24 protein-coding genes and 1 pseudogene are annotated in these 26,290 nt (G+C 72.8%); 12 read left to right on the forward strand and 13 right to left on the reverse strand.

Annotation, left to right across the window (positions count from 1 at the left end; translation table 11 throughout):
* Positions 1-63: 63 nt before the first annotated feature.
* The 5 genes from BLT52_RS03015 to BLT52_RS03035 all read right to left on the reverse strand — a co-directional run bounded on the left by BLT52_RS03015 (position 64) and on the right by BLT52_RS03035 (position 6,204).
* Positions 64-1,062, reverse strand: a complete 999-nt coding sequence (locus BLT52_RS03015) for a LacI family DNA-binding transcriptional regulator (protein ID WP_090590511.1) — start codon at positions 1,060-1,062, stop codon at positions 64-66.
* A gap of 342 nt (positions 1,063-1,404) precedes the next feature.
* The gene (locus BLT52_RS03020) at positions 1,405-2,847 is read right to left on the reverse strand and encodes a sulfatase-like hydrolase/transferase (RefSeq protein WP_090590513.1); all 1,443 of its coding nucleotides are present in this window, start codon (positions 2,845-2,847) and stop codon (positions 1,405-1,407) included.
* A complete protein-coding gene (locus BLT52_RS03025; protein WP_090590515.1) occupies positions 2,844-3,716 on the reverse strand; it encodes a carbohydrate ABC transporter permease in 873 nt (290 codons plus the stop codon). Before BLT52_RS03025 ends, BLT52_RS03020 begins: the two co-directional genes overlap by 4 nt.
* Positions 3,713-4,678, reverse strand: a complete 966-nt coding sequence (locus tag BLT52_RS03030) for a carbohydrate ABC transporter permease (RefSeq protein ID WP_231946474.1) — start codon at positions 4,676-4,678, stop codon at positions 3,713-3,715. Before BLT52_RS03030 ends, BLT52_RS03025 begins: the two co-directional genes overlap by 4 nt.
* Positions 4,675-6,204 carry an ABC transporter substrate-binding protein gene (locus BLT52_RS03035; RefSeq protein WP_090590517.1) on the reverse strand — a complete coding sequence of 510 codons (1,530 nt, stop codon included), beginning with the start codon at positions 6,202-6,204 and terminating at the stop codon, positions 4,675-4,677. The genes BLT52_RS03030 and BLT52_RS03035 overlap by 4 nt, the downstream gene beginning before the upstream one ends.
* Before the next feature lie 424 nt (positions 6,205-6,628).
* Here BLT52_RS03035 and BLT52_RS03040 point away from each other — a divergent pair, with 424 nt between their 5' ends.
* The 6 genes from BLT52_RS03040 to kduI all read left to right on the forward strand — a co-directional run bounded on the left by BLT52_RS03040 (position 6,629) and on the right by kduI (position 12,641).
* A complete protein-coding gene (locus BLT52_RS03040; RefSeq protein WP_231946475.1) occupies positions 6,629-7,915 on the forward strand; it encodes an ABC transporter substrate-binding protein in 1,287 nt (428 codons plus the stop codon).
* Positions 7,915-8,883 carry a carbohydrate ABC transporter permease gene (locus BLT52_RS03045; RefSeq protein ID WP_090590521.1) on the forward strand — a complete coding sequence of 323 codons (969 nt, stop codon included), beginning with the start codon at positions 7,915-7,917 and terminating at the stop codon, positions 8,881-8,883. Before BLT52_RS03040 ends, BLT52_RS03045 begins: the two co-directional genes overlap by 1 nt.
* A 1-nt stretch (position 8,884) precedes the next feature.
* A complete protein-coding gene (locus tag BLT52_RS03050; RefSeq protein WP_172803980.1) occupies positions 8,885-9,787 on the forward strand; it encodes a carbohydrate ABC transporter permease in 903 nt (300 codons plus the stop codon).
* A 67-nt stretch (positions 9,788-9,854) separates the two neighbouring features.
* Positions 9,855-10,643: an IclR family transcriptional regulator gene (locus BLT52_RS03055; RefSeq protein ID WP_090590524.1), complete on the forward strand. Its 789-nt coding sequence runs from the start codon at positions 9,855-9,857 to the stop codon at positions 10,641-10,643.
* Between the two features lie 3 nt (positions 10,644-10,646).
* Positions 10,647-11,726 carry a mandelate racemase/muconate lactonizing enzyme family protein gene (locus tag BLT52_RS03060; protein WP_090590525.1) on the forward strand — a complete coding sequence of 360 codons (1,080 nt, stop codon included), beginning with the start codon at positions 10,647-10,649 and terminating at the stop codon, positions 11,724-11,726.
* Positions 11,727-11,825: 99 nt separating this feature from the next.
* The gene (gene kduI, locus BLT52_RS03065; RefSeq protein ID WP_090590528.1) at positions 11,826-12,641 is read left to right on the forward strand and encodes a 5-dehydro-4-deoxy-D-glucuronate isomerase; all 816 of its coding nucleotides are present in this window, start codon (positions 11,826-11,828) and stop codon (positions 12,639-12,641) included.
* Between the two features lie 84 nt (positions 12,642-12,725).
* Here kduI and BLT52_RS03070 read toward each other — a convergent pair whose 3' ends face one another.
* The 3 genes from BLT52_RS03070 to BLT52_RS03080 all read right to left on the reverse strand — a co-directional run bounded on the left by BLT52_RS03070 (position 12,726) and on the right by BLT52_RS03080 (position 15,282).
* Positions 12,726-13,211 (reverse strand): DUF1203 domain-containing protein, encoded by a 486-nt coding sequence (locus BLT52_RS03070; RefSeq protein WP_157676945.1) that lies wholly within the window; start codon positions 13,209-13,211, stop codon positions 12,726-12,728.
* 423 nt (positions 13,212-13,634) lie between these two features.
* Positions 13,635-14,531: an SDR family oxidoreductase gene (locus BLT52_RS03075; RefSeq protein WP_090590532.1), complete on the reverse strand. Its 897-nt coding sequence runs from the start codon at positions 14,529-14,531 to the stop codon at positions 13,635-13,637.
* The gene (locus tag BLT52_RS03080; protein ID WP_090590534.1) at positions 14,524-15,282 is read right to left on the reverse strand and encodes a TetR/AcrR family transcriptional regulator; all 759 of its coding nucleotides are present in this window, start codon (positions 15,280-15,282) and stop codon (positions 14,524-14,526) included. Before BLT52_RS03080 ends, BLT52_RS03075 begins: the two co-directional genes overlap by 8 nt.
* A gap of 202 nt (positions 15,283-15,484) precedes the next feature.
* Here BLT52_RS03080 and BLT52_RS03085 point away from each other — a divergent pair, with 202 nt between their 5' ends.
* Positions 15,485-16,327, forward strand: a complete 843-nt coding sequence (locus BLT52_RS03085) for an NAD-dependent epimerase/dehydratase family protein (RefSeq protein ID WP_090590536.1) — start codon at positions 15,485-15,487, stop codon at positions 16,325-16,327.
* 639 nt (positions 16,328-16,966) lie between these two features.
* Positions 16,967-18,232: a PD40 domain-containing protein gene (locus BLT52_RS03090; RefSeq protein ID WP_090590539.1), complete on the forward strand. Its 1,266-nt coding sequence runs from the start codon at positions 16,967-16,969 to the stop codon at positions 18,230-18,232.
* Positions 18,233-18,325: 93 nt separating this feature from the next.
* Here BLT52_RS03090 and BLT52_RS03095 read toward each other — a convergent pair whose 3' ends face one another.
* Positions 18,326-19,024 carry an aspartate/glutamate racemase family protein gene (locus BLT52_RS03095; RefSeq protein ID WP_231946477.1) on the reverse strand — a complete coding sequence of 233 codons (699 nt, stop codon included), beginning with the start codon at positions 19,022-19,024 and terminating at the stop codon, positions 18,326-18,328.
* A gap of 766 nt (positions 19,025-19,790) precedes the next feature.
* Here BLT52_RS03095 and BLT52_RS21810 point away from each other — a divergent pair.
* Both BLT52_RS21810 and BLT52_RS21815 read left to right on the forward strand, forming a co-directional pair.
* Positions 19,791-19,934, forward strand: a pseudogene (locus BLT52_RS21810) (glyoxalase superfamily protein); the annotation flags it as partial.
* Between the two features lie 86 nt (positions 19,935-20,020).
* The gene (locus BLT52_RS21815; RefSeq protein ID WP_407922620.1) at positions 20,021-20,314 is read left to right on the forward strand and encodes a glyoxalase superfamily protein; all 294 of its coding nucleotides are present in this window, start codon (positions 20,021-20,023) and stop codon (positions 20,312-20,314) included.
* Between the two features lie 18 nt (positions 20,315-20,332).
* Here BLT52_RS21815 and BLT52_RS03105 read toward each other — a convergent pair whose 3' ends face one another.
* Positions 20,333-21,232: a sigma-70 family RNA polymerase sigma factor gene (locus BLT52_RS03105; RefSeq protein ID WP_090590541.1), complete on the reverse strand. Its 900-nt coding sequence runs from the start codon at positions 21,230-21,232 to the stop codon at positions 20,333-20,335.
* Between the two features lie 132 nt (positions 21,233-21,364).
* On the opposite strand from BLT52_RS03105, the gene BLT52_RS03110 reads away from it, so the two are divergent.
* Entirely contained in the window at positions 21,365-22,753 is a 1,389-nt protein-coding gene (locus BLT52_RS03110) for an FAD-binding oxidoreductase (protein WP_090590543.1), read from the forward strand.
* Between the two features lie 95 nt (positions 22,754-22,848).
* Here BLT52_RS03110 and BLT52_RS03115 read toward each other — a convergent pair whose 3' ends face one another.
* The 3 genes from BLT52_RS03115 to BLT52_RS03125 all read right to left on the reverse strand — a co-directional run bounded on the left by BLT52_RS03115 (position 22,849) and on the right by BLT52_RS03125 (position 25,208).
* Positions 22,849-23,340 (reverse strand): VanZ family protein, encoded by a 492-nt coding sequence (locus BLT52_RS03115; protein ID WP_090590545.1) that lies wholly within the window; start codon positions 23,338-23,340, stop codon positions 22,849-22,851.
* A gap of 137 nt (positions 23,341-23,477) precedes the next feature.
* Complete coding sequence (locus BLT52_RS03120) at positions 23,478-24,428, reverse strand: SDR family oxidoreductase (protein WP_090590547.1); 951 nt, start codon at positions 24,426-24,428, stop codon at positions 23,478-23,480.
* A gap of 30 nt (positions 24,429-24,458) precedes the next feature.
* Positions 24,459-25,208 carry a DUF3159 domain-containing protein gene (locus BLT52_RS03125; RefSeq protein ID WP_090590549.1) on the reverse strand — a complete coding sequence of 250 codons (750 nt, stop codon included), beginning with the start codon at positions 25,206-25,208 and terminating at the stop codon, positions 24,459-24,461.
* Between the two features lie 210 nt (positions 25,209-25,418).
* Here BLT52_RS03125 and BLT52_RS03130 point away from each other — a divergent pair, with 210 nt between their 5' ends.
* On the forward strand, positions 25,419-26,264 hold the full coding sequence (locus BLT52_RS03130; RefSeq protein WP_231946478.1) for a helix-turn-helix transcriptional regulator: 846 nt from the start codon (positions 25,419-25,421) through the stop codon (positions 26,262-26,264).
* The last annotated feature ends 26 nt before the right edge of the window (positions 26,265-26,290 follow it).

The following is a 26,290-nucleotide window of genomic DNA, read 5'->3' on the forward strand; positions in this document are numbered from 1 at the left end:
TCAGCCGCCCTGCCGAGGAGCTGGCGTCAGCCGAGGGGCGCGTGGGCCGAGGACGTCCGCCCGTCAGCCGAGCGTGCTGGCCCGCGGGACGACCTCGAACCCGGCGGTGACGTGCTGGACCGGGGCGTCCGGGTGCGCGATGCGCTCGGCCAGCAGGGTGACGGCGGAGTGGGCGATCAGCTCCTTGTCCAGCCGCACCGAGGACAAGGGCGGCCAGAGGAAGCGGGAGGCGGGGACGTCGTCCACCCCGATCACCGCCACCTCGCCGGGGATCGAGCGCCCGGCCTGCTGCAGGGCGTGGACGGCCCCCAGGGCCAGCGCGTCGTTGAAGCAGACGAGGGCGTCGAAGTCCGCGCCGGTGGCGAGCAGGCGGTCCACAGCGAGGTGCCCGCTGTCGTGGTCCCAGTGCTCGACCGGTAGCTCCAGCCGCTGGTCCGGGTGCAGCCCCGCCGCCTCCTGCGCCTGTCGCACGCCGCTGAGCCGAGCCATGGCCATGGTGTCCTCCGGGCTGACGCCGAGGGCGGCGACCCGGGTCCGGCCGAGGCCGAGCAGGTGCTCGGTCGCGGCCCGGCCGACCGCGACGCTGTCGACGGTGACGCGGTCCAGGCCGGGATCGACCACCCGGTCGCCCAGCAGCACCAGCGGCACCTCCGCCGGCCGGTCGGCCAGGGTGGCGGCCGACACGCTGCGCGGGGCGAAGAGGAGTCCGTCGATCATCCGGTCGCGGATGCCGTCGAGCACCAACCGCTCCCGCTCGGGCGACGCCTCGGTCTGGTCGACCAGCACCGTCCAGCGGAGCGCCTCGGCCTCCCTGATCACCGCCCGGGCCAACGCGGCGTAGTACGTGTTGTCGATCGCGGGGACCGCGAGCGCGATCACGCCGGTGCGGCCGGTGCGCAGGCTGCGACCGAAGAGGTTGGGTCGGTACCCCAGCTCGGCGATGGCGGCGGTGACCTTGGCCTTGGTGGCCGGGGTGATGTGGGGGTAGCCGTTGACCACGTTGGAGACGGTCTTGATGGACACGCCGGCCCGCTGGGCCACGTCCTTCATCCCGACCGCCACGCGCCTCCTCCGCTCACCACGCTGCTCCGGAGCCTAGCCGCACCCCAGCCGGGCGGTCCGGGCGCGACCCTGTCGTGTCGACGAGCCGGGTGCTCCCCGGCACGTGTCGGTGCACGGGGGGATGCGGCTCGCGCGCGAGCCGTTCGGAGCAGACAGCGGCCGGCTCCGCACCCGACGCGGTTCCCTCACGAGGACCACGGCGGGTGACTGATTTTGACGGGCAGTCGCTGCACACGCCTCCCGACACCGCGGCACACCGGGCTCCGGGTCACCCTGGCGGACGACTGACCCTCAAAATCACCCACCCACCCAACCGTCCGTCCGTCCGTACTGGGCGGCGTCTCACCAGTGCGCCAGCCGGGGGCTACTGCGGTCCTCGACGGCCACCAGGACGTCCAGCAGCAGCGCGGTCAGCCGGTGCCGGGTGGCCGCCGACCCCGGGTCGTCCCACAGGTTCACCAGCTCGTCGGGATCGGCCTCGAGGTCGTAGAGCTCCCCCGACCCCTCCCGCGCGGTCGCCGGGGGCCCGTGGTGCACGGCCAGCTTGTGTGCGCCCTGGCGCAGCATCGTGACGTGCACCGGCGGGTCGTAGCCGTGGCCGGAGTCGCGGTACTGGCACAGCGCCCAGTCCCGGCTCCAGGCGTCGGCGTCCCCCCGGGCCAGCGGGAGCAGGCTCGCCCCCTGGTAGCCACGCGGCGCCTCGACGCCGGCCGCCTCCAGCAGGGTGGGGGCCAGGTCGAGCCACTGGACCAGCTCGGAGCGGCGCTCTCCGGCCGGCAGCACCCCCGGCCACCGCACCAGCAGCGGCACCCGCACGGCGAGGTCGTAGACCATCGGCCCCTTGAGCATCAGCTGGTGGTCACCGAGCATCTCGCCGTGGTCGCTGGTGAAGACCACCAGGGTGTCCTCGGCCAGCCCCTCCGCCTCGAGCACCTCGAGGATCCTGCCCACCTCGTCGTCGACCAGGGTCACCATCGCGTAGTAGGCACGGCGGACCTCGGCCAGCTCGGCGGCGTCGTACTCCTGGTAGCCCTTGGCGTGGCCGGCGTAGGAACGCCTCGAGGCCTCGGTGAAGACGGGCGGCTTGCCGTCCAGCTCCCCCTGCACCGTCACCGGGTCGGGGATCTCGGTGCCGTCGTAGCGGTCCAGGTACTCCTGCGGGGCGCCGAAGCCGTGGTGGGGGTCGAAGAAGTTGGCGACCAGGCAGAACGGCTTGCCCTCCTCGCGGGAGGAGCGGAGAAAGTCGATCGTCTCCTCGGCCACCCAGTGGCTGTAGTGGGCCTCGGTGGGCATCGAGTCCCAGTCGTGCTCGCCGGAGCGGGCGAGCGCGGCGGCGTGCAGCTCGGGGTAGGCGACCTTGAGCCAGCGGTGGTAGGCGTTCTCCGAGGAGCCGGGATAGGGGTCGTGGGCCCAGCGGAAGACCCGCAGCCCGTCGTCCACCCGTGGCTCGGAGCGTCCGGCGAAGCAGGAGCCGAGGTGCAGCTTGCCGACCAGGCCGCAGTCGTAGCCGGCGTCAGCCAGGTCGCGGGTGAACAGCCGGGTGGAGGGGTCCAGGTCGACGCCGTTGGCCCACAGCCCGTGGACCGACGGGTAGCGGCTGGTCATCAGGGTGGCCCGTGACGGCGCGCACACCGTGCTCTGCACGTAGCAGTTCTCGAACAGCACGCCCTGACCGGCCAGCCGGTCGAGGTTCGGGGTGCTGACGTGCGGGCTGCCGTAGGCACCGAGGGCCTCGTAGCGCTGCTGGTCCGTGCAGATCAGCAAGATGTTGGGGGTGGTGGTCATGACTTCACAGCTCCTGCGATCCCGTCGAAGAAGTAGCGCTGCAGCACCAGGAAGAGGGCCACGATGGGCAGCAGCGAGATGGTGCCGGCGGCGGCCATGCCCGGCCAGTCCACCGAGTTCTGGCCGACGAAGGCCTGCATGCCGACGCTCAGCGTGCGCAGCTCCGGACGACTGAAGGTGAAGACCAGCGGCAGGAAGAACGCGTTCCAGGTGGCGAGGAAGGTCAGCACCACCACCGTGGCGGTGACCGGTCCGGCGAGCGGGAGCATGATCCGGGTGAAGACGGTGAAGAACCCGGCCCGGTCGATCACGGCGGCCTCCTCCAGCTCGCGCGGGATGCCGCGGAAGTAGCCCATGTAGAGCAGCACCGCGGCCACGTGCCCACCACCGGAGAGGGCGACGACCATGCCGGTCAGGGAGTTCAGCAGACCCAGCCGCTGGGTCAGCTCCACCACCGGGATGATCGTGTAGCCGGCGGGCACGAAGAGCGTGGCCACCAGCACCCCGAGGACGACCTTCCGCCCCAGGAACTGGTAGCGGGCCAGCACGTAGCCCGCCATCGCGCACCGGATGACCACCACCACCACGGTGAACACCGTCACCAGCACGGTGTTCAGCATGTACCCGGCGAAGTCCGCGTCCACCCAGGCGCGGGAGTAGTTGGACCACTGCGGGGACGCCGGCAGCAGGTCCAGCCCGGCGGAGAACACCTCCAGCTGGTCCTTCAGCGAGGCCGACACCACCCACGCGAAGGGGTAGACCCACACCGCCGCCACCACGAGCAGCAGCGCGGTCATCACCCAGAGCCGGACCCGTCGACGGCTCCGGCGCCGCGGCACCGCGACCGGGTGGGACGCCGCCGTGCTCATGACTCCCCTCCCCCGGCCAGGCGGCGGGCGGCGCGGATCCCCAGCAGCTGACCGACACCGATGACCAGCAGCACCAGCCCCAGCACCACCGCGGCGGCCGAGGCGAAGCCAAGCTGCGGCACCGAGCTGGCGAAGGCCCACCGGTAGATGTAGAGCTCGATCACCTCGGTGGCGTAGAAGGGCCCACCGCCGGTCATGGTGAGCACGAGGTCGAACACCTGCAGGTTCTGCTCCACGGTCAGCAGCGTGATGATCACCAGGAAGGGCACCATCAACGGGAGGGTGATGTGGCGGAAGGTCTGCCAGCCGTTGGCGCCGTCCACCTCGGCCGCCTCGACCAGGTCCCGCGGGATGGTCTGCAGCGCGGCAAGCCAGTAGATCATCGTCACCCCGAGCCACTTCCAGGTGTGCACCACCATCACCGTCCACAACGCGGTCTCCGGCGAGCCGAGCCAGTCCACCGGCGCCACGCCCAGCCCGCCCAGGGCCAGGTTCACCGGGCCGCTGGCTGGGTCGAAGATGAACTGCATCACCACCCCGACGATGGCCGTGGTGGTGACCACGGGCAGGAAGAAGGCGGTCCGGAAGAGGCGCTGCAGGGGCAGCCGGGGGTGGTTGAGCAGCACCGCCACCAGGAGCGCGGCCAGCACCCGCAGCGGGACGGTGACCACCATGAAGAGCATGGTCAGCCGGAAGGAGCTGTGGAAGAGCGGGTCGGCGAGCACGTCGGCGTAGTTCTGCAGCCCGACGAACGTCCGCTCGGCGCCGAACCCGCTCCACGACAGCAGCGAGTACCACCAGCTCGCCACCACCGGCCACAGGGTGTAGGCGCCGTAGAGCACGGCGGTGGGGAGCAGGAACAGGTAGATCCACCAACGCGCCGCACCCCGTCGGGCGCGGTCGCGCTGGCTGCGCTGGACCGTCGTCGAGGCGGGGGGCAGCGGTGCGGTGGCCGTGCTCACCGGGCGTAGCCGCTGGCGTCGAAGTCGGTGCCCGGCTGCCAGTCCGGGAAGGCCCAGCTCTCCACCGACACCTCACCGCCCACCTCGGCCACGGCCTCCTCGCGGGCGGCGGTGTACTTGTCGCTCAGCTCGCGCAGCGCGGCACGGACGTCGGGGACCTGGCCGGTGAAGGCACCCTGGATGATCGGGCCGAGGCCGGGTTCGACCGCTCCCATCGCGGCCTCCACGTCGGTCACCCCGGGCCGGGCCTGGGGCGTCGGAGCGACGAAGACCTGTTCGGCGAACATCTCGATCGCCCGCTTGTAGGTGGGGTGGGCCCCCGAGCCGGCCACGCTGGTCAGGTCCAGGGGTGGCTGGTCCATGGCCTCGGCCAGCCCGGCCTGGTACTCCTCGCCGAGCAGGAGCGCCATCAGCTCTCCGGCCTGGTCGACCTGGTCGGACTGACCGGAGACCCAGAACGTCCCGCCGACGGGGGTGCGGTTCAGCACGGGCGGGGCGCCGTCGGGGGTGGGGACGGCCCCCACACCCAGCTGCTCGGCGAACGCGTCGAACTCCCGCACCACCACGCCGGGGCAGTACGGCCCGTCGAGGAAGAAGCCGGCGCCACCGGCGGCCCACCGCGCCCGGCCGGCCCGCGCGTCGAGGGAGGAGCTGGCCGGGAACAGCAGCCCGTCGGTCTGGAAGGACACCAGGAACTCGATCGCCTCCACGACGGCGTCGTCGTGGAAGCGGTACTCACCCGTACCCAGGTCGACGCCGTTCGCCCCGCCCTGGGTGGCCCCGGGGAACCCGGCGGTCTGGGCCAGCTCGAGCACGAACGTCGCCATCCGATCGGCGAACTGGAGCGGCAGGATCAGACCCGAGGTGCCACTGTCCTGGACGGCGCGGGCCGCCGCCCGGACGTCGTCCCAGGAGGCGGGCGGTGACTCGGGGTCCAGCCCCGCTCCCTCCAGGGCGCTGCGGCTGAACCAGAGCAGTGAGTCGTACTGGCGGTTGCTGAAGATCGGGAAGGAGTACAGGTCCTCGCCGAACGAGTGCAGGCCCTGGATCAGGGCGCCCTCCGGCACCGCGGCCCGCACCTCGTCGGCACCGGCCAACGGGGAGAACCAGCCCTGCCCGAGCAGCACCGAGGGCGTGACGCCGACACCGGCCAGCGTGAAGACGTCGGGCATCTGCTGGCTGGAATAGGCCAGCTGCAGCGCCTGGCCCTGGTCGTTGGGGTTGTAGACGGTGTGCTCGACCGTCGGCCCTCCACCTGCGGTGAACCGGTCGAAGGTGGCGCGCTGCAGGTCCTCCAACGGGGCGAACTGGTCCCACCAGGTGAGTGGACCGGTGCCGCCGGAGGTGCCGCCGCCGGTCTGGCCGCCGCCGGACCCGCCCTGCGGCCCGCCGCCGCCCACGTCCGTGGGCGCCGTGCTGCACGCGGTGACGACCGCCGCGGAGGCCGCTCCCACCGCCCCGCCGAGCAGCTGGCGTCGAGTGGGACGCAGGGTGTCGAGGAGTCGTGTCGTGGTGCGGTCGGTCATGGGTGTTCCACCTCGTTGTCTCACCGTTGAGTCGAGCGCGGATGGCCTCGGGTGGCCTCGCAGGGCTAGTTCTACATTGTTGTGTACAACATTGTAAAGAGAGTGCCCGGGTACCCCGGCCAACCGGTCGTCAGTGGTGGGTGGACGCCGGTCCGCAAGCTCGCTGGCGAGGCTCGTCGGACGTCGCCGGTCGGTCGCGCGCCCGGAGGCGGCCTCCGGCGACGCGGCGCCGCGCCCGGGTCCGACCTCGAGATCCGCCCAGATTTCTAATGGTCATACCTTGACCACCCACCGGAGAGCCCACTAGCGTTCCTGTCTATCGGGACGTATGTCCCGATCATCGGGACGAACGATGGAGGGGCCAATGGCGGCCACACCGAGAATCAGTCGACGGACCCTGCTGCGGGGCGCGGGAGCGCTGGGGTTGGCGGGGACCACCGGGCTCGCGGCCTGCGGCCGTCCGGTCGACACCAGCGCGCAGCTGCCCGACGTGAGCGGCGGCGACTACGACGGCCCACCGATCACGCTGCAGTTCTGGAACGGGCTCACCGGCGGGGACGGGCCGGTGATGCGCAAGCTGCTGGCCGAGTTCACCGCTGCGCACCCGGCGATCACCGTGGAGATGTACGCGATCCCGTGGTCGAACTTCTACCAGAAGTTCCCCGCCGCGGTGGTCAGCGGACTGGCCCCCGACCTGGGCCTGATGCACAACTTCCAGGTCGCCACCAACGCCGCCCGGCAGGTCATCGTCCCCCTCGACCCGCTCGCCGAGGCACTCGAGCTCACCGAGTCCGACTACCTCCCGGTCGTGTGGGGCTCCGGCCTCTTCCAGGGCGAGCGCTGGTCGCTGCCGCTGGACATGTGGCCCGACAGCCTCTTCTACAACCGCCGGGTGCTGGCCGACGCCGGGCTCGACCCCGACGCCCCGCCCACCACCGGCGAGGAGTACCTGTCCGCGCTGGAGACGCTGCGCAGCAACGACATCCAGGGCCACTGGCTGCCCGCCATCGACCCCCAGGGCGTCGGCCGCGGCTTCGACTCGCTGCTGTGGCAGATGGGCGGGGAGCTCTACGACGCCGAGGGTGGCCAGGCGCTGTTCGGCTCCGAGGCCGGCATCCGCGCCCTGGAGTGGCAGCAGGGGCTGATCGACGCCGGGTACAGCCCCACCGACGTCAGCGGCTCCGACGGCAACGTCGCCTTCAAGAACGACCAGAACGCGTTCATCTGGGGCGGTCCCGGCGCGCTGATCAACGACCTGGCCAAGGTCGAGGACCTCGACTGGGACGTCGCCCCGCTGCCCCGGATCGGGCCCAACCGGGCCGCCTTCTCCGGCTCGCACCAGTTCGTGCTGATGCGCCAGCGGGAGTTCGACCCCGACCGCATCAGCGCCGTGGTCACCTTCCTGCGCTGGATCACCGACAACTCCATCGGGTGGGCCAGCGCCGGCCCGGTGCCGGCCCGGCTGCCCGTGCTGCAGCAGCCGGAGTTCGCCGAGCTGGAGGCCCAGTCCCACGTCGCCGAGGGGGTCGAGCACATCCGCTTCTACCCGCTGGTGCCGGGGATCGCCGAGGTGCAGACCACGATCCTCTACCCCGCGATCGGTGACGCGCTGCTCGGCCAGGCCTCCCCCGCCGACGCCCTGGCCCGGGCCACCGAGCAGGCCTCGTTCCTGCTCAGCGAGAACCTGACCAAGTACCGAGAGGTCCGATGATGACCGCGACCACCACCGCCCCCGTCGGCACACCTCCCCGCGCGGCAGCCACCCCGGCCCGCGGCCACCGCCCGGGTCTGGCCCCGCACCGTCCGAAGGCCTGGACGCCGTACCTGTTCCTGGCACCCTTCCTGCTGATCTTCACCACCTTCGTCCTCGCCCCGGCGGTCTACGGGTTCTGGATGAGCCTGCACAACTGGGACTTCTTCCTCCCCGAGCGGCCCTTCGTGGGCCTGGCCAACTACGCCGAGCTGTTCACCCCCGGCGCCCTGGTCGCCCAGCAGTTCTGGGAGAGCATGCGGGCCACCGGCATCTTCGTGCTGCTCTCGGTGCCGCTGCTGATGGTCATCCCCCTCGGGCTGGCCCTGCTGCTCAACCGCCGCTTCCGCGGGCGCACCTTCTTCCGGGCGGTCTTCTTCGCCCCCTACGTGCTCGGCGTCAGCGTCATCGGCCTGCTCTGGCAGTACCTGCTCAACGCCAACACCGGGCTGATCAACGCCTACCTCACCCAGCTCGGCATGACCGAGAAGATCCCGTGGCTGACCGCGATCCCCTGGGTGTGGGTCTCCCTGGTCGGGGTCACCGTCTGGTGGACGATGGGCTTCAACTCCGTGGTCTACCTCGCCGGCCTCCAGGGGGTCGACGAGAACCTCTACGACGCCGCCAAGGTCGACGGCGCCTCCCGCTGGCAGGAGTTCCGCCACGTCACCCTGCCCGAGCTGCGCCCGGTGATCCTGTTCGTGCTGACCATGACCGTGCTGGCCTCGGCCAACATGTTCGGCCAGTCCTACCTGCTGACCAGCGGGAACCCGTCGAACGAGACCCGCACCGCGATCATGTACATCGCGCAGGTCGGCCTCGAGCAGTTCCGGATGGGCAAGGGCGCCGCGATGAGCTACCTCCTCGCGCTGCTGCTGATCCTCATCAGCGCCCTCAACTTCGTCTTCCTCCGACAGAAGGAGCGCTGAGATGGCCACCCTCGCCGTCGACCGACCCACCGGCACCCCCGTGGACGCCGTCCCGTCGCCGCCCGCCCGTCGCGGCCCCCACGGCATGGTCAGCACGCTGCTGCTCTACGCCAGCCTGCTGATCCTGTCGGTGATCATCCTGGCGCCGCTGCTGTGGATGCTCTCCACCTCCTTCAAGACCACCGGGGACGCCACCGCGATGCCCCCGAGCTGGATCCCGCCGGAGCCGTCGGTGGAGGGCTACACCTCCCTGTTCGCCGACGCCCAGGCCCCGGTGCTGCGCTGGCTGGCCAACTCGGTCCTGGTGGCCGTCCTGCACACCGCGCTGGTGCTGGTCACCGCCGCGGCCGCGGCCTACCCGCTGGCCCGGATGGAGTTCCGCGGCCGGAAGATCGTCTTCGCGCTGATCATCGCCACGCTGTTCGTCCCCGGCTTCGTGTTCCTGATGCCGAACTACCTGATCGTGGACCGGCTGGACTGGCTGGACAGCATCTGGGCCCTCGTGGTCCCGGGAGCGGCCAGCGCGTTCGGCGTCTTCTTCCTCCGCCAGTTCTTCTCCTCCCTGCCCGAGGCCCTGGAGGAGGCGGCCCTGATCGACGGCGCCAACCGGTTCCAGATCTTCGTCCGGATCGTGCTGCCGCTCTCCCGGGCGCCGCTGGCCACCCTGGGCGTGCTGTCCTTCCTGACCAGCTGGAACGACTTCCTCTGGCCGCTGTACGTCCTGTTCAACCCCGCTCAGCTCACCCTGCCGGCCGGGCTCTCGACACTGCGCGGCTCCTACGCCACCGACTACCCGGCGATCATGGCCGGGGCCGCACTGGCCAGCATCCCGGTGCTGATCCTGTTCGCCTTCGTCCAGCGCTACGTGATCGCCGGCGTCGCCCGCTCCGGGCTGAAGGGCTGACCGCGTGACGTCCGGTCCCACCACCGCCAGACGCGGTCCGCCCCCCGTCCTGGGGGAGAATCTCTGGATGAGCAGCGAGGCGAGCACCGCATCGGCCGGCACCCTGGCCCGCGGCCTGGACATCCTCGAGTGGGTGGCCTCGGTGGAACGCGGCGCCATGGCGGACCTCTGTGCCGCGCTCGGACTGAGCCGCAGCGCGGCCTACCGGATCGTCGGCCAGCTGCGCGAGCGCGGCTACCTCACCGAGGCCGGGGAGAACCACCTGCGTCTCGGCCCGCGGGCCATCCGGCTCGGGCTGCAGGCGCTGGAGGGGCTGGACCTGTTCAAGGTCACCCCCGACCACCTGCGCGCCCTGGTCGGGACCACCGAGGAGACCGCCTTCGTCGCCGTCTGCGAGGGCGTCGAGATGGCCTACGTGATGCAGGAGGTCGGGCCGCAGGTGGTCAAGGTCTCCTCCAAGCTCGGCAGCCGCGCCCCGCTGCACGCCTCCGGTCTCGGCAAGGCCTACCTCTCCGCGCTGCCGGTGCCCGAGGCGGAGGAGATCGTCTCCGGGCTGGACCTGGTGGAGTACACCCCCACCACGCTGACCACCGTCCCCCGGCTGCTCGCCGCGGTGCGCGAGGCGGCCGAGCGCGGCTACGCCGTCGACGACTCCGAGCGGGAGCCCGGCGTCCGCTGCCTAGCCGCCCCCGTCCTCGACGCCTCCCGGCGCCCGGTCGCCGCGATCAGCGTCGCCGGCCCGCGGGACCGGATCCTCGACGCCGAGGCGGCCATCGTCGAGGCCGTCCTCGCCACCGCCCGCACCATCTCCACCCAGCTCGGCTGCCCCGACCCCCGACCCCGCCCCCAGGAGTGACCTGTGTCCGCGTCCGACCCGACCATCACCTCGATCGACCTGCACGACCTGCCCACCCGCTACCCCCGCACCGTCGGCCGCAACGCCCGGCTGGGCAGCCACGGCTCCGGCGGTGAGTCCCGCGTCGCGGTGCTGCGCACCGACTCCGGCGCGGTCGGCTGGGGCATGGTCGAGGGACCGGCCGGCGCCGACGTCGTCGGCCGCAGCCTGTCCGAGCTGATCGACCCCGCCACCGGTGTCCGCGACGAGACGCTGGCCTGGCTGGACGTCCCCCTGCACGACCTGCTCGGCGTGGTGCAGGACGTCCCGGTGCACGCCCTCCTCGGCGACCGGGGCCTGCCCGTCGTCGAGCTCTACGACGGCGCCATCTACTTCGACGACCTCGACCCCGAGGACGCCCCCCGCGGTGTCGCCGTCGCGCTGCAGAACTGCCGCGACGACGCCGCCCTGGGCTATCGCGGGTTCAAGCTGAAGATCGGGCGGGGGAACCGGTGGATGCCCCGGGCCGAGGGCGACGCCCGCGACATCGAGGTGACCAGGGCCGTCCGGGAGGCCTACCCCGACGCCCGGGTGCTGGTCGACGCCAACGACGGCTACGACCTGGAGGGCTTCTGCCGCTACCTCGACGCCGTCGCCGACTGCGACCTGTACTGGGTGGAGGAGCCCTTCCTCGACGACGCCGACGACCTCGCCGCCCTGCGCCGCCACCTGGACCAGGTCAGCCCCACCACCCGCATCGCCGAGGGCGAGACCTCCCCCGACGTCGCGGCCCTGCTGCCGGTGGCCGGTGCGGGGCACATCAACGTGATGCTGATGGATGTCATGTCGTTCGGCCTGACCCGCTGGCGGGCCCTGATGCCGCAGCTGGTCGACCTCGGCGTCCGAGCCTCCCCGCACGCCTGGGGACGTCCGCTGAAGACGCTGTACGCCGCGCAGCTGGCCACCGGGCTCGGCGGGGTGGACGTGGTGGAGGGCGTGCCCGGCACCACCGACGGCGTCGACACCTCCGCCTACGTCTTCGCCGACGGCCGTCTGACCGTCCCGGACCGTCCCGGCTTCGGCCTGCCGCTCCCCACCCTCTGACCGTCCGGGCTCCGGTCCGCCCGGGCAGCACCCCTGACCGCGACCACCCAGCCGCTGACCGACCGCAGCCTGCCCGACCACCCCATCCCAGGAGCACCCGTGCGCACCCTGCCCTCCACCCACCCCGACGACTTCGCCCGGCTCGACACCACCGCCCTGCGGGACCGCTTCTTGGTCGACGGGCTCTTCGCAGCCGGTGAGGTCCGGTGGGCCCACGCCGACGACGACCGGCTGCTGCTCGGCGGGCTGGTCCTCGACGGCGGCACCCTCCCGCTGGAGGCCCCGTCGCTGGTGGCCGCCGACTCCCTGTGTCAGCGCCGCGAGCTCGCGGTGGTCTGCCTCGGGGGGCGGCTGACCGTCGACTGCGACGGCACCGGGTACGACCTCGACGAGCTGGACGTCCTCTACGTCGGCCGCGGCACCGCGTCGGTGAACGTGTCCGGCACCGGTCGCGCCTACCTGGTGTCGGCGCCGGCGCACGCCGAGCGCCCCACCAGCCTGGGACGGCGAGACGAGGTCTTCGCCGCCGACCTGGGGTCGCGGGAGGAGGCCAACGTCCGCACCATCCGCCGCTACGTGCACGCCGACGGCATCGCCTCGGCCAACCTGGTGCTGGGGATCACCACCCTCGCCCCGGGCAGCGTCTGGAACACCATGCCCTGCCACACCCACGGCCGCCGCACCGAGGTCTACCTCTACACCGGCCTCGGCGAGGACGGCCGCGTGGTGCACCTGGCCGGTCCGCCGGACGCGACGCGCTCGATCGTGGTCGCCGACGGGGAGGCGGTGGTGAGCCCCGGGTGGTCGGTGCACACCGGCGTCGGCACCCGGGCCTACTCCTTCGTCTGGGCCATGGCCGGGGAGAACCAGGACTACGCCGACATGCAGCCGGTGGACGTCACCGCGCTGCGATGAGGCGCCTCTGACTGGTTGGACGGGGACGATCCGGTCGTGCGCTGGGACGTGACCGGGTCGGGCCGGCGTCCGGACGCTGGTCGCTCAGCTGCTGGTGACCCGGGTGATGAAGCACTGCGCCTCGACGTTGCGGACGTGGACCTCGGCCACCTCGGGGTCGGCCAGCAGCGTCTGCAGCACCTCGCCGAGGTCGTCGCCGGCCCCGGTGAGGCGGATCCCCGGGTAGTGCATCCTCTGGTCGGCGGTGTAGCTGCGCAGCACCCGCGGCTTCCGGGCGAGGAAGTCCGGGAGGCCACGTCCGGGGTCGTACCCGTCGCAGCGGTCGGGGTGGACGAAGACGGGACCCACCTCCCGCCACGGTCGCCGGGCGGTGAGCGGGGCGTGGCTGATGACCCACAGATCCTCGTCCGGGTCGCTGTGCCGCAGGCAGCAGCGGAGCTGGTCCCCGCCACGACTGGTGAAGGGCTCGGGCACGCTGCCGAAGTGGTCGAGCCCGCGTCGGCGCACGTCGGCGAGCAGGTCCGGGCTGATCGGGTGCACCCGCAGGGTGGCTGCTGTCTGCTGGCTCATACCCGGTGGACGCGTGGGACCGCCGGTTCGTGAGGTCTGGTCCGAGGGCGGCTCCGCAGACATCGCCGCCGCCCTCAGCGACTCCCCGTCGGCCAGGTCCATGCGTCCCTTCGCGGAGCGGGACAACACGAACATCGTCTCGTGGACCACCCAGTCCCTGCGGCGGCCCACGTCGCCTCGCTCGAGGTGCCGGACGTCCTGGCCGAGGAGATCCGTCGCTTCCACGCCGTGGTGGCCCAGCGGTCCTGACCGGTACCGGGGACCTCGGCTGCTCGGGGGTCGAGACCTCCCGAGTCCGGGATCTCGACGCCGTCGTGAGCGAGCGCGCCTGGCCGGCAGCCCGGGCGCCGAGCTCCATCACTCAGCGCCCCCGCGGGGGCCACCTCGCTGACGCGGACGTCGGCCCGACGCACCGGCACCGGTTCAGCTGAAGGCCTCGCGGTGGTCGCGGACGTAGGTCGCGAGGTCGGTCGCTGGTCGCCCGATCAGGTCGGCCAGGTCGGGCGAGGTGGTCCGCACGCCGTCGAGGCCTCCGCGGACGACTCTGGCGAACTGGTTGACCAGGCCGCGAGCCTGCCAGTGCGACGCACCCCCGGCCCTCAGACCCAGGTACATCACCGGACCGGGTAGGTGCAGGTAGCGGACGCGGCGACCGAGCTCGTCGCCCAGGATCCCCGCCACCTGCGGGAACGACGTCGGCTCGGTTCCCGTCAGCAGGTAGCTGCGGCCGTCGCGGCCGGCACCGCCGTGGGTCGGGGGGTCCCGCAGCACCCGGGCCGCTGCCTCGGCGACGTCACGGCTGGCGATCCAGGAGGTGGCCCCACGACCGCTGGTGCCAGGAAGGATCCCGCGCCGGATCAGTGGCGCCGTCGGCAGCAGGTTGGTCATGAAGGAGGCCGGTTTCAGCAGGGTCCACGCCAGCCCGCTGTCCTGCAGGTGGGCGTCGGAGCGCGCGTGGTCGGCGGCCCAGGGCACCGACGAGTGCTCGTCCGCGTCGGACGCGGACACCTTGACGACGTGCCGCACCCCCGCCTCCCGCGCGGCGTCCACGGCTCCCTCGGCCTGCTCGCGCAGGGCGGGGGTGGGGGGCGGGAGCAGGAAGAGCTGGTCGCACCCCGCCATCGCCTCACGGAGGCTCCCGGAGTCGGAGAGGTCGCCTCGCACGGCCTCGACACCACGAGCGGCGAACTCGTCGACCTGCTGAGGACGTCGGCACATGACCCGGAACGCGACGCCGGCATCGCGCAGCAGCTGGGTCAGCGTCTGCCCGACATCACCGGTCGCCCCGGTCACCAGCACCGCCGGTGCGTCCTCAGGCATCTCGGTCCGCCTCCGCGTGCGGCTGGGGCCCGCCGGCTGTCGGGGTGGCCACGTCCGTCGAATCGCCCTGTCCCGGTCTGCCCGGCGCCACGCCGGCTCCCGGGCGCACCGCCGGGAGGAGGACCGCGTCGATCAGCGTGACGAAGAACGTGCTGTCCAGCGGTCCCTGCTCGACCAGCAGGCGGTAGGAGGTCATCGCCGGGACGATCCGGGCCACCGTGTCCACGTCGTCGGTGACCGCCTCACCCCGTCCGACGGCGCGTTCGACGAGCAGCCGGCAGACCTCCACCCAGGGGTCGACGAGGGCGGCGTTCGCTGCGGTCGTCAGCTCCGGCGCACGCCGGGCGAGCGAGGAGATCCCGGCCAGCAGGCGCAACCTGCGCTGTCCCTCGCCGGACGCGTACGGCTGCGTCAGGGCCACGAGGTCACCTCGCAGGGTGCCGGTGTCCGGGAGCCGGCTGAGGTCGGTCTCCGGCTCCTGGAGCGCGACGACCGCCTCGAGGACCAGGTCACCCTTGGAGGGCCATCGCCGGTACATCGCGGACTTCGTCGTCCCCGCGCGAGCGGCGACCAGGTCCATGGTCATGCCGTCGTAGCCGACCTCAGCCACGACCTGGATCGTCGCCTCCAGCAGCGCCGCGTCCTTGGACCGGTCCTGCTTGCGGCCGGACCGTCGCGCGGTCGTCGGAGGCTCCTTCTGCTCGGAGCGCGCCAGGACGGGTGCTGCACGGGTGCTACGGGTGGGTGCCATGCATTTACGCTACCAGCCAGTTGCGCAACCGCCCAGTCGCGTACTGCCTCAGGGCAGGACGGTGCTCGCGACCTATCAGCGGGTCAGCGGAGGCTCCGCGCTGCAGCCGGCTCTCGCGGTGCTGGGCACGTCGGCCCCCCAGGCCGTGTCGCCCTGCACCTCCCAGGACGAGTTCACCGCGACATCTCCTAGAGTCCGGACCATGACCACCACGCCTCCACCGGCTCGACGACGCGTCCTGATCACCGGCGCCACCGGCTACATCGCCACCCAGCTGCTGCCCGCCCTGCGCGAGCGCTACGAGCTGACCCTGGTGGACGTCCGCGACACCGACCGCGACGGCCGTCCGGTGGAGGGGGTGCAGCTCCTCGACCTGCTCGACGACCCCGACGGCCGGTTCGACCAGCTGTGCCGGGGCGTGGACACCGTCGTGCACGCCGGCCACCTCGCCTCCGGGGACACCCCCGGTTACGCCGCCGAGCGCCGCAACGTCGACCTGGCGGCCCGGGTCTACGAGGCAGCCCAGGCCGCCGGCGTCCGACGCGTGGTGGTGACCAGCACCAACCAGGCCAGCAAGTGGTACGAGCGTCCGTGGCGGGAGGGCCGGGTCGACCGCGTCGGGCCGGAGGACTACCCCCGCCCCGACACCTGGTACGGCTGGGCCAAGGTGGCCTACGAGTCGATGGGCTTCCTCTACGCCACCGGCCAGATCGGGCCCGTGCTGGAGAACGTCCAGATCCGGATCGTCGCCCCCCGCCCGATCCGCGCCGAGGACTTCGTCGGACGGCCCGCCGGCGACTTCGTCCGCGACCTCACCGGCTGGGTGAGTCCGCGGGACCTGCAGCAGCTCTACGTCCGCTCCATCGAGGCGGAGTCGGTGGTCGACGAGCACGGCGTCCCGTTCCAGGTGTTCTACGGCGTCTCGGGCAACGCCCGTACCTTCTGGAGCACCAGCAACGCGCGCCGGGTGGTCGGCTACGCCCCGCAGGACGACTCCGAGCGCGAGTTCGCCGAGGACATCGCGCAGGTGCTCGGCCGGAGCTGATCCGAGCCGGATCCCGGGGCAGTCGACGAGCCGGTCCCTCGCACCCCGACACGCCGCCCGATCAGGAGCGTTCGCGCCAGCGGCTCCCTCGTGCGCGCAGAACCGGACGCTCACCAGACATCACTCACACATGGTCCACCGCCGTCCGCTGAGAGACCGGTTGTGCTCCGCGCGAGACCCTGAACCGCACCGAACGCTGCACAACCGGTCACCCAGCCCGACGCCCTCGCTCCTGGGGCCGCGCCATCGGGCTAGGTGACCGGTTCTGCTCAGCCCTCACCTCCGCCGCGGACACAACCGGTCACTCAGCAGACATCACCGACAGATACTCGACCACCGTCGGCTGAGGGACCGGTTCTGCTCCACAGGCTCCAGAACCGCACCCAGCCCTGCACAACCGGTCATCCAGCCCGACGCCCTCGCTCCTGACGCCGCGCTATCGGACTAGGTGACCGGTTCTGCTCAGCCCTCACCTCCGCCGCGGACACAACCGGTCACTCAGCAGACATCACCGACACATGCTCGACCACCGTCCGCTGAGGGACCGGTTGTGCTCCGCGCGAGCGGCGGGCGGCCTCGACGACCTGAGCCTGGCCCCGCCTTTCCCGACACCCGCCGAATCAGATAGCGTTTTCCCGCATGAGCCCGAACACCGGTGTCCGGCACCCGAGCGAGACCAGCAGCTACACCGACCCCGTCACCGGGGTGGAGGTCACGGTGCTGACCTCCCACCCGGCCGGCAGCCCGAAGCCCTACCAGACCCACCAGACCTGGACCGCCGACGGTGAGTGGATCCTGTTCCGCTCCGACCGCGACGGCAACGGCTCCCAGGTGTTCCTGGTGCACGAGCAGCGGGGTGACATCGTCCAGCTGACCGACGACCCGGGCACCGACACCGACAGCCTCAACCTCGTCCGCGACAGCAACCTCCTCTACTACAAGCGCAGCCGCGACGGTCGGCGCGAGCTGGTGGAGCTCCGGCTGGACCCGCTGATCGAGAACGCGCTGGCCGGACGTCCCGGACTGGCCACGCCGCCGGAGCGGGTGGTTTGCGTGCTCCCCGAGGAGCTCCGCGACGCCGGCGGGTTCGCGGTAGACGCCGACGGCAGCGCCGCGTACTGGGGCGTCGGCTGGGAGCAGCCGGACTGGGCCAAGGGTTCAGAGCGCTCGGTCCGCACCGCCGTCGACTCGGCCAACACCGACCCGACCGAGCAGCGCGAAGCCGCCCGTCGTCGGTTCGAGGAGGCAGGCCGCGGTCCGGGTGGCATCCGGCGGATCGACCTGGCCACCGGCGAGGTGACCACGGTCATCGACGTCGACTTCCGGATGGGTCACGTGCAGGTGAATCCGTGGGTGCCGGGAGAGATCATCTACTGCCACGAGACCACGGGCGACGCCCCTCAGCGCATCTGGGCGGTCCGCGCCGACGGCTCGGGGAACCGGCCGCTGTACCGGGAGACGCCAGACGAGTGGGTCACCCACGAGACGGTGTCCGCCCCCGACGAGCTGATGTTCAACGTGATGGCGCACCTGCCCTACCTGGGTACCAAGCCCAGCGGCGTCGCCGTGCTGGACCTCCGCACCGACGAGATGCGGCTGCTCGGCCAGAGCCCTGGCCAGGGTTTCTGGCACTGCAACGGGTCCCCGGACGGGCGCTGGGCCGTGGTCGACGACTTCCACGGCGACATCACCCTGATCGACCGGCGTAGCCTGGAGCAGACCGTGATCACCACCGGGCACGTGATGAAGCCCGACCACACCCACCCGATCTTCAGCCCGGACAGCCGTCGGGTGCTGATCCAGTCCGGCCGTCTGAGCGAGGGCCGTTCCCTGGACCTGATGGTGGTGGAGGTGCCGCCAGCCTTGGTGGACCGGGAGCCGGCGCTGCCCCAGCCCCCTCGCTGAGCGGAGGGTGCGTCAAGAAGTGGCCAGTGGCCGCGGTTCGTCGCCACCGGCGGTCCCGAGCCGACCCTTGGCGGCGACTCGCCGCCCTGTGCGTCAGGCGAAGGCGGCGTCGACGGCCGCCTCGGCGTGGATCCGGGTGGTCGGGAAGACCGGGACGGAGGAGTCGGCCTGGCCGACCAGCAGCTCGATCTCGGTGCAGCCGAGGATGATCCCCTCGGCGCCGTCGGCCACCAGACGGGACATGATCCGGCGGTACTCCCGGCGCGAGGCGTCGCGGACCTCCCCCAGCACCAGCTCCTCGTAGATCACGCGGTGGACGACGCGCCGGTCCTCCTCACCGGGGACCAGCACCCTCAGGCCGCGGCGCTCCAGGCGTTCGCGGTAGAAGGTCTGCTCCATCGTGAAGGCGGTCGCGAGCAGACCCACCGTGGTCAGCTGCTGGGCCTGGACGGCGTCGGCCGTGGCGTCGGCGATGTGCAGCAGCGGGATGGAGACCGCCGCCTCGATGTCGGCGGCGACCTTGTGCATGGTGTTGGTGCACAGGACCACGAAGTCCGCCCCGGCCAGCTCCACAGCCCGCGCCGCGTCGGCCAGGACCCGGCCGGCCGCGGCCCAGTCCCCCGTCACCTGCAGACGTTCGATCTCGGCGAAGTCGACCGAGTGCAGGATGCTCCTCGCCGAGTGGAACCCGCCGAGCCGACGGGCCACCAGCTCGTTGGTCAGGCGGTAGTACTCGATGCTGCTCTCCCAGCTCATGCCGCCGATGAGCCCGATCGTCCTGGTCTGCTCCACGCCGCCTCCTGCATGTCCCGCTGGCTCTCCGCCGGCGTTCCCGTCGGTCACCTCCGACCCCGCGCCACGCTACGTGCGAGGGGTCCCGCCGAGTGGGTGGATGCGACGATCGCACGCGCCAGACCCCGTCAACACGAGCAGGGCAGGCTCATGAGAAACCAGGTGCGCCCGCGTGACGGCTCTGCCGGTCGTGGTGCTGTGACGCGGCCGCGGGCGGGATGTTGCGGGTTCGGCGGCCACGTCCGACGTGCAGCGGGCGCCGAGACGCGCGGCCAGGTCCGGGATGTTGCTGGGTCGTGCGGGATCTCGCAGGCTCGCGCAAGCCGCGTCCCGAGATGTTGCTGGGTGTGCGGCCAGGTCCGGGATGCAGCGGGCGCCGAGACGAGCGGCCAAGTCGTTGCTGGGTTGTGCGGCACGTCCGGGATCTCGCTGGCTCGCGCAAGCCACGTCCGGGATCTCGCTGGCTCGCGCAAGCCACGTCCGGGATCTCGCTGGCTCGCGCAAGGCCGCGTCCGGGATGTCGCTGGGGTGCGTGGCCGCGTCGGGGGCTGCTGGGTCACCCCGCGGGGACACGGCCCGGAACCTGGGACCTGTGCGGCGCGCCGAGGCCGCGTTAGAGTGGCACCAGGTCAGGCGCACCCGCCGCTCGCACCCCTCCGGGGCATGGTGAACGCGTCGCACGACACCCACTCGGACACGACCAACTCCATCGGCCCGCACGCCGGTAACGCGAGCACCCCCGTCCCGGCCGAGCGATGGAGCACCCGTGATCCCCCTTACTCCCGACGCCGCTAAGGACGCCGCCCGCGCCCTGCGCAGCGCCCTCGAACCGCACGTCGCCCTCAGCCACGGCCAGGCCCTCGACGTCCTGGCCCGGGCCCTGGGCCTGTCGGACTGGAACGCCCTCGCCGCGACCTACCGCGCGCCCGACCTCGGCATCCCGATGCCGGTGCTGCGGGTCCAGGACGCGGCCCTGGCGCGAGGCTTCTACGTCGACTGGCTGGGTTTCACCGTCGACTTCGAGCACCGTTTCGAGCCGGACTCCCCCTCTTCATCAGGGTCAGCCGCGGCCAGACGGCCCTCGGGCTCAGCGAGCACCACGGCGACGGGACACCCGGCAGCGTCGTCTGGGTCCCCACCCGTGGGCTGGACGCCTACCGGGAGCGGCTCCTCGCCGACCCGCTCGCCACCCAGCGCCCCGGCATCGACCACGACGCCCCCGGCGGCCCGACGATGAGCGTCCTCGACCCCTTCGGCAACGAGCTCCGGTTCTGCGAGCCCACCCGCTGAGCCGCTGGCCCGGGCCCGTCACGGTCGAGCAGGGACGACCCGGAGCTGCGCGAGGCGGGACGGGTCGCCGATCACCTCGAGACCGGCGATCCCGTGCTCCCCGAGGTGGATGACGAAGGCCGCGCGCAGCACCCCGTCCGGCGCGAACACCGCACCGGGCAGGCCGTCGATGATCGCCACCCGCGTCTCCTCCGCCCGGCCGGCGAACACCCGGGCGACCGCGTCGGCACCGCGCACACGGGGCTGGAGCAGCGGGGCCCCCGCCTCCGCGGAGGCCTGCGCCCCGGCGACCACCACCGGGTCCGCCCGGAGCTCGACCTCGGGGTCCAGCAGCTGCAGCAGGTCCCCGAAGTCGCCCTGCCGTGAGGCCTTGAGGAAGGCCGCGACGGCGTCGGCCCGCCGGGTGCGCTCAGCCGGGACGTCGACGCCCGCCACCCGGCGTCGGGCCCGGGAGGCCAGCTGGCGGGCGGCCGCCGGGCTGCGTTCGACGATCGGTGCGACGTCGGCGAAGGAGAGCCCGAAGACGTCGTGCAGGACGAACGCCAGGCGCTCCAGCGGTGTGAGCTGGTCCAGGACGACGACCATCGCCGCCTCGACCTCCTCGTCCCGGAGCGTCACGGTCTCCGGGTCGTCGTCCTCGGCACCGGTGTCCGGCACGTCGTCGTCGAGGTCCTCCCGGCGAGCACCACGGCTGCGCAGCAGGTCGATGCTCACCCGCGACACGACCGTGGTCAGCCAGGCGTTGAGGTTGTCGATCGTGTCGGCGTCCACCCGGCTCAGCCGGACCCACGTCTCCTGGACGGCGTCGTCGGCGTCCCAGTGCGATCCCAGCACCCGGTGGGCGATGGAGCGCAGACGCTGCCTTCGGGCGTCGAAGGCGTCCTCGAGCCCGGACCCGGTGACGGCGGGATCGGTCACGAGGCCCCATCCTGTCCGCGCCGCGCGCCTCTGTCACGTTCCTGGTGGCTCGACCGACGTCAGCAGTGAGGGGGTTGCTGCCGTCGTCAAGACGCCCTCGCCCCACCGACGCCACACCGAGAGGCACCGCCCATGACCACCGACCCCACCACCACCGACTCCACCGCGACCGACCCCACCTGCACGGACCCCGCCGCGACCGACCTCACGGCGACCCCGACCGCTGCCGACCTGTCGGGTCTGCGTCGAGCGGTGCGAGGCCGCGTGTGGCTGCCGGGCGACGCCGGCTTCGACGAGGTGCGGCTGCCCTGGAACCGCGCCGTCCGGCAACCCGTGCGCGCGGTCGTCGAGGCGGCCGACGCCGACGACGTCGCGGCCCTGGTGCGGTACGCCGCCGGGGTGGGGGTCGCGATCACGACGCAGCCCAACGGCCACGGCGCCTCCGGCCGCACCGCCGACACGATCCTGCTCCGGACCGGCCGGCTCGGCGACATCCACCTCGACGTCGACGCCCGCCGCGCCCGGATCGGCGCCGGGGTGCGGTCGGGTCACCTGCAGCGCGCCACCGCCGAGCACGGCCTGACCGGACTGCTGGGCAGCTCGCCGGTGGTGAGCGTGACCGGGGTGGCCCTCGGCGGCGGGCTCAGCTGGTTCGGGCGCGCGCAGGGGTGGGTGGCCGACGGCGTCTGCGCCCTGGACGTGGTGGACGCCGACGGCGAGCAGCGCACCGTGACCGCCGCGAGCGACCCCGACCTGTTCTGGGCGCTGCGCGGCGGCGGTGGCGAGCACGCCGTCGTGACCGCTCTGGAGGTTCGGCTCCACCCGGCCCCGGAGGTCTTCGGCGGCCGGGTGCTCTGGTCCGGGGAGCACGCGCGGGCCGTGGTCGAGGCCTTCCGCGTCGCCACCCGCACGGCACCGGTGCAGCTGACCCTGTGGCTGGACCTGCTGCACCTCCCCAGCGGGGAGCCGCTGGTGGCGATCGACCTCACCTACCTCGGCGCGGAGCGGGACGCCCGGGCCCACCTGACCGCGCTGGACCCGCTGCCGGCCCCGCTCTCCGACACCCGCCGGTCGATGACCGTCGCCGAGCTGGGCCCCATCACGGGTGAACCCACGGAACCGGCGGCGGGCGTCTCCCACGCCGAGCTGCTCACCGAGTTTGACGACGCCGCCGTCGACGCTCTGCTCGCCTCGCCCATCACGCCCATGATGAGCGTCCAGGTCCGCCAGCTGGGCGGCGCCTTCGCGCAGCCGTCGGACACCCCCCACGGCCCGCTGCTCGAGCCGTTCGCGGTGTACATGTTCGGCGCCCCCGGTCCGCGGGCGACGGCGGGCGACATCGCGGCGAGACAACAGGCCCTGGCGCGCTCGCTCCCCACCAGCGGGCGGAAGCCGGTCACCTTCCTCAACCCGGGCGAGCAGCTGGCGGACGCGCTGCCGGCGGCGTCGGTCGAGCGCCTGCGGAGGATCAAGACCGAGCGGGACCCGCGCCGCCTCCTCCGCAGCAGCTTCGGGGCCTGAACCGCCCTGTCCGGTGACGCTGACGACCGACTGGTCCGTATCGGACCGACCGACTGGTCCGGCTGGGCGGCCGTCGTCCTCGTCGGTCGGGCCGGTCAGCGCCTCCGCGCCACGACGGCGCCGGAGGGGGTGCGGCGGGACGGGGCGGGGCGCCGACCCAGGGTCAGCGCGGTGCCGATGACGGCGCCGATCGTGTTGGCGACGAGGTCGCGGGGGTCGGAGACGCGGTCGAGCGGGATCTGCAGCACCTCGATCGAGGACGTGAGCAGGATGCCGACGGCGACCGCCGCGACCGCGGGCAGCCGGGGGACGGCCAGCCGCAGCAGCACCGCGACGGGCACGAAGAGCACGATGTTGGCCACGAACTCCCCGGTCCCTCCGGTGCTCCACGTCACGGGGTCCAGCCACGTCTGCAGCGAGAGGACGCTGCCGGGACCGGCGTCGGTGCGCATCAGCCACGGCACCCGGCCGAGGGTGATGGCGGCGACCAGGGCGAGGTACAGCACCCCCGCCAGCGCGAAGGGGACCGACACCGGCCCCGTCGGCCTGGCTGGGCCGGTCGGGGCGTGCGGGGTGTGGGTGGCCATCAGGTCGTCAGTCCCCTCCGAGCGTGGGCGCCGGTCGGTTCGTCGCCCTCGCAGGTCAGAACGTGGACCGGGCCCGGCACGTTCCGTGCCGGGCCGGTCCTGGGACCGTGGTCGTAGGACGACCGGTCCGCGGTCGCTCACGCCGCCGCGACCTCCGCGAACGAGACCCCAGCCAGCTCCTGGGACACCCGCCAGACGCGGTCGGCCTCCACCGGGTCGCGCAGGGGGCGGAAGAGCCGCTGCTCGGCGGGGGCGCCTCCCAGCTGGCCCGGACCGTCGGGTCCGTAGAAGTGCCCCCCGCGGGCCTGCGGTGAGGTGGCGGCGTACAGCGCGGGCAGCGGGGCGCTCTCCACCGTCCCGGCCAGGATCCCCGCCCGCGAGAGCCGGCGGATCATGCTGATCTGGGGGGAGTCACTGGCGCGTCCGATCTCCGGTCGCGCCGCCAGCAGGCTCGTCGGAGCCACGCCGGGGTGGGAAATGTTGCTCGTGATGCCCCAGCCCCCGGCCCGGCTGCGCCGCTCGAGCTCCAGCCCGAAGAGGCCGAAGGCGATCTTGGACTGGCTGTAGGCGCGCATGCCGTCGTAGCTGGTCTCCCAGTTCACGTCGTCCCAGTTCATAGCCCCGGCGCGGGCGGCGATGCTGAGCTGCGACGTGACGCGGGCCCGGCCGGCGGACAGCAGCGGGAGCAGGTGCGCCACCAGTGCGACGTGGCCGAGGTGGTTGGTGCCGAGCTGCAGCTCGAACCCGTCGACGGTGGTCTGCCGCTCCGGCGGCCTCATCACCCCGGCGTTGTTGATCAGGAGGTGGATCGGGGCCCCCTCGGCGCGCAGCGTCTCCCCGAGTGCGGCCACGGACTGCAGGGACGAGAGGTCGAGGTCGTGCAGGGTCAGCCGGGCGGTCGGGTGCTCGGCGCGGATCCGGCCGAGGGCCGCCTGGCCCTTGACGCGGTTGCGCACGGGCATCAGCACCTCGGCGCCGGCGGCGGCGAGCCGACGGGCGATGACGAGGCCCATCCCGTCGCTCGCTCCGGTGACGAGGGCGCGGCGGCCGGTCAGGTCGGGCAGGGACAGCTCAGGTGTACGAGGCATGGCGTTCTTCTCCTTGTGTTGGGTGGGGGTTCAGCGAGAGGTGGGGACGGGACGGGGGGTGGTGGTGGCGCCGGCCACGCGGCGGGCGACGACGAGGGTCACGGCGTAGTGGACGGCGAAGGCGGAGGTGGCCACGACCTGGGCCACGGCGAGGATCCCCGGCTGGTCGGCGAGGTAGAAGCCGACGCGTGCGAAGAGGTTGGCGGTGGCCATGGCCAGGGCGATCAGCGAGCTGATGGTGTAGGTGCGGAGCAGACCGGGGTGTGACCGCCAGTCGCGCGGACCTCCGGAGAGCGGGTTGACCATCAGGCCGATCAGGGGGCGGCGTGCCAGCAGCATGACGACGTGCGCGACGACGAAGAGCGCGGGCACGACCATGGTGGGCAGGAAGAAGGCCCGGGCCTCCCCGGCGAAGGCCGCGACGCCGGCGCAGAGCGCGGCGACCACCAGACCGGCGACCGCCGCCCCGGGCGACTCCCGGCGGGCGAGCCGCACCCCGCAGGCGGCCACCGCGGTGACGCCGAGGGCGACCAGGCCCGTGCCCAGCCCGGCGGCGGCGTCCGCGGCCACGAAGGCGACGGTCGGGGCGGCCGCCGCGGCCAGGCCCACCGGCCCGCCGACCCGTTCCAGGGTGCTGTGCGCGGCGGCGCCGGCGTCGGACCTCTGGACCGGGTCCGGGAGGTCGAGCACCCGGCGGGCGGTGGCGCTGACGCCGACGGCTCGCTGGGAGGGAGGAGTCGGCGCGAGCCGCTCCCGGTCGGTGCTGAGCTGGTCGATCATGGTCTCTCCTCGTTCGGTGGGCCGGTGCCGCCAGTCTTGGGCCGGGGCGGCAACCCATCCAGGGCCTCCCGATCCGCCCCTGACACCGGGTACGAGCCCCTGCCCGGCACGAGGTCCGGCGGCTCAGAGGGGGATCGACAGGCCGTGGCTCTCGGCGCGCAGGAGCGGTAGGAACGAGGGGTACGCACCGAACCAGAGGAGAGTGGACCCGTGGTCGACAGGGACAGGACGGGGCTGGCGGACTTCCTGCGCCGCCGCCGCGAGGCGATGCAGCCCGAGGACGTCGGCATGCCGCGGGGGCAGCGCCGTCGCACCAGCGGGCTGCGCCGTGAGGAGGTCGCGGCGCTCTGCCACATGTCGACCGACTACTACGCCCGCCTCGAGCGCGAACGGGGGCCGCAGCCGTCGGAGCAGATGCTGGCCTCCATCGCCCAGGGCCTGCACCTCGGGCTGGACGAGCGCGACCACCTCTTCCGCCTCGCCGGCCACCAGCCACCGGCCCGCGGAGCGCTCAGCGAGCACATCAACCCCGGTCTGCTGCGCATCCTGGACCGCCTCCACGACACCCCGGCCGAGGTCGTCACCGAGCTGGGCGAGACGCTGCGGCAGAGCCCGCTGGGCGTCGCGCTCACCGGGGACCTCACCAGCTACACCGGCCCGGCGCGCAGCATGGGCTACCGGTGGTTCACCGACCCCGCCGCCCGGTCGCGGTACCGACCGGAGGACCACGAGACGCTGTCCCGGCTGTACGCCTCCCACCTCCGCCAGGTGGTCACGATGCGCGGGCCCGGCTCCCGGGCCGCGCAGCTGGCCGAGCTGGCCCTGGCCGACAGCGAGGAGCTGCGGGTGCTGTGGGAGCGGCACGAGGTCGGGCTGCGCCCCGACGAGGTCAAGCGGTTCGTGCACCCCGAGCTCGGTGAGCTGACGCTGCACTGCCAGACGCTGCTCGACCCGGCCCAGTCGCACCGGCTGCTGGTCTACACCGCGGTCCCGGGCACCGAGAGCCACGAGAAGCTCCAGCTGCTGGCCGTCATCGGCGCCCAGTCGATGATCTGACCACCGGGCGGGTGAGAGGACGCCGC

It is taken from the genome of Auraticoccus monumenti, assembly GCF_900101785.1.
Classification (GTDB): domain Bacteria; phylum Actinomycetota; class Actinomycetes; order Propionibacteriales; family Propionibacteriaceae; genus Auraticoccus; species Auraticoccus monumenti.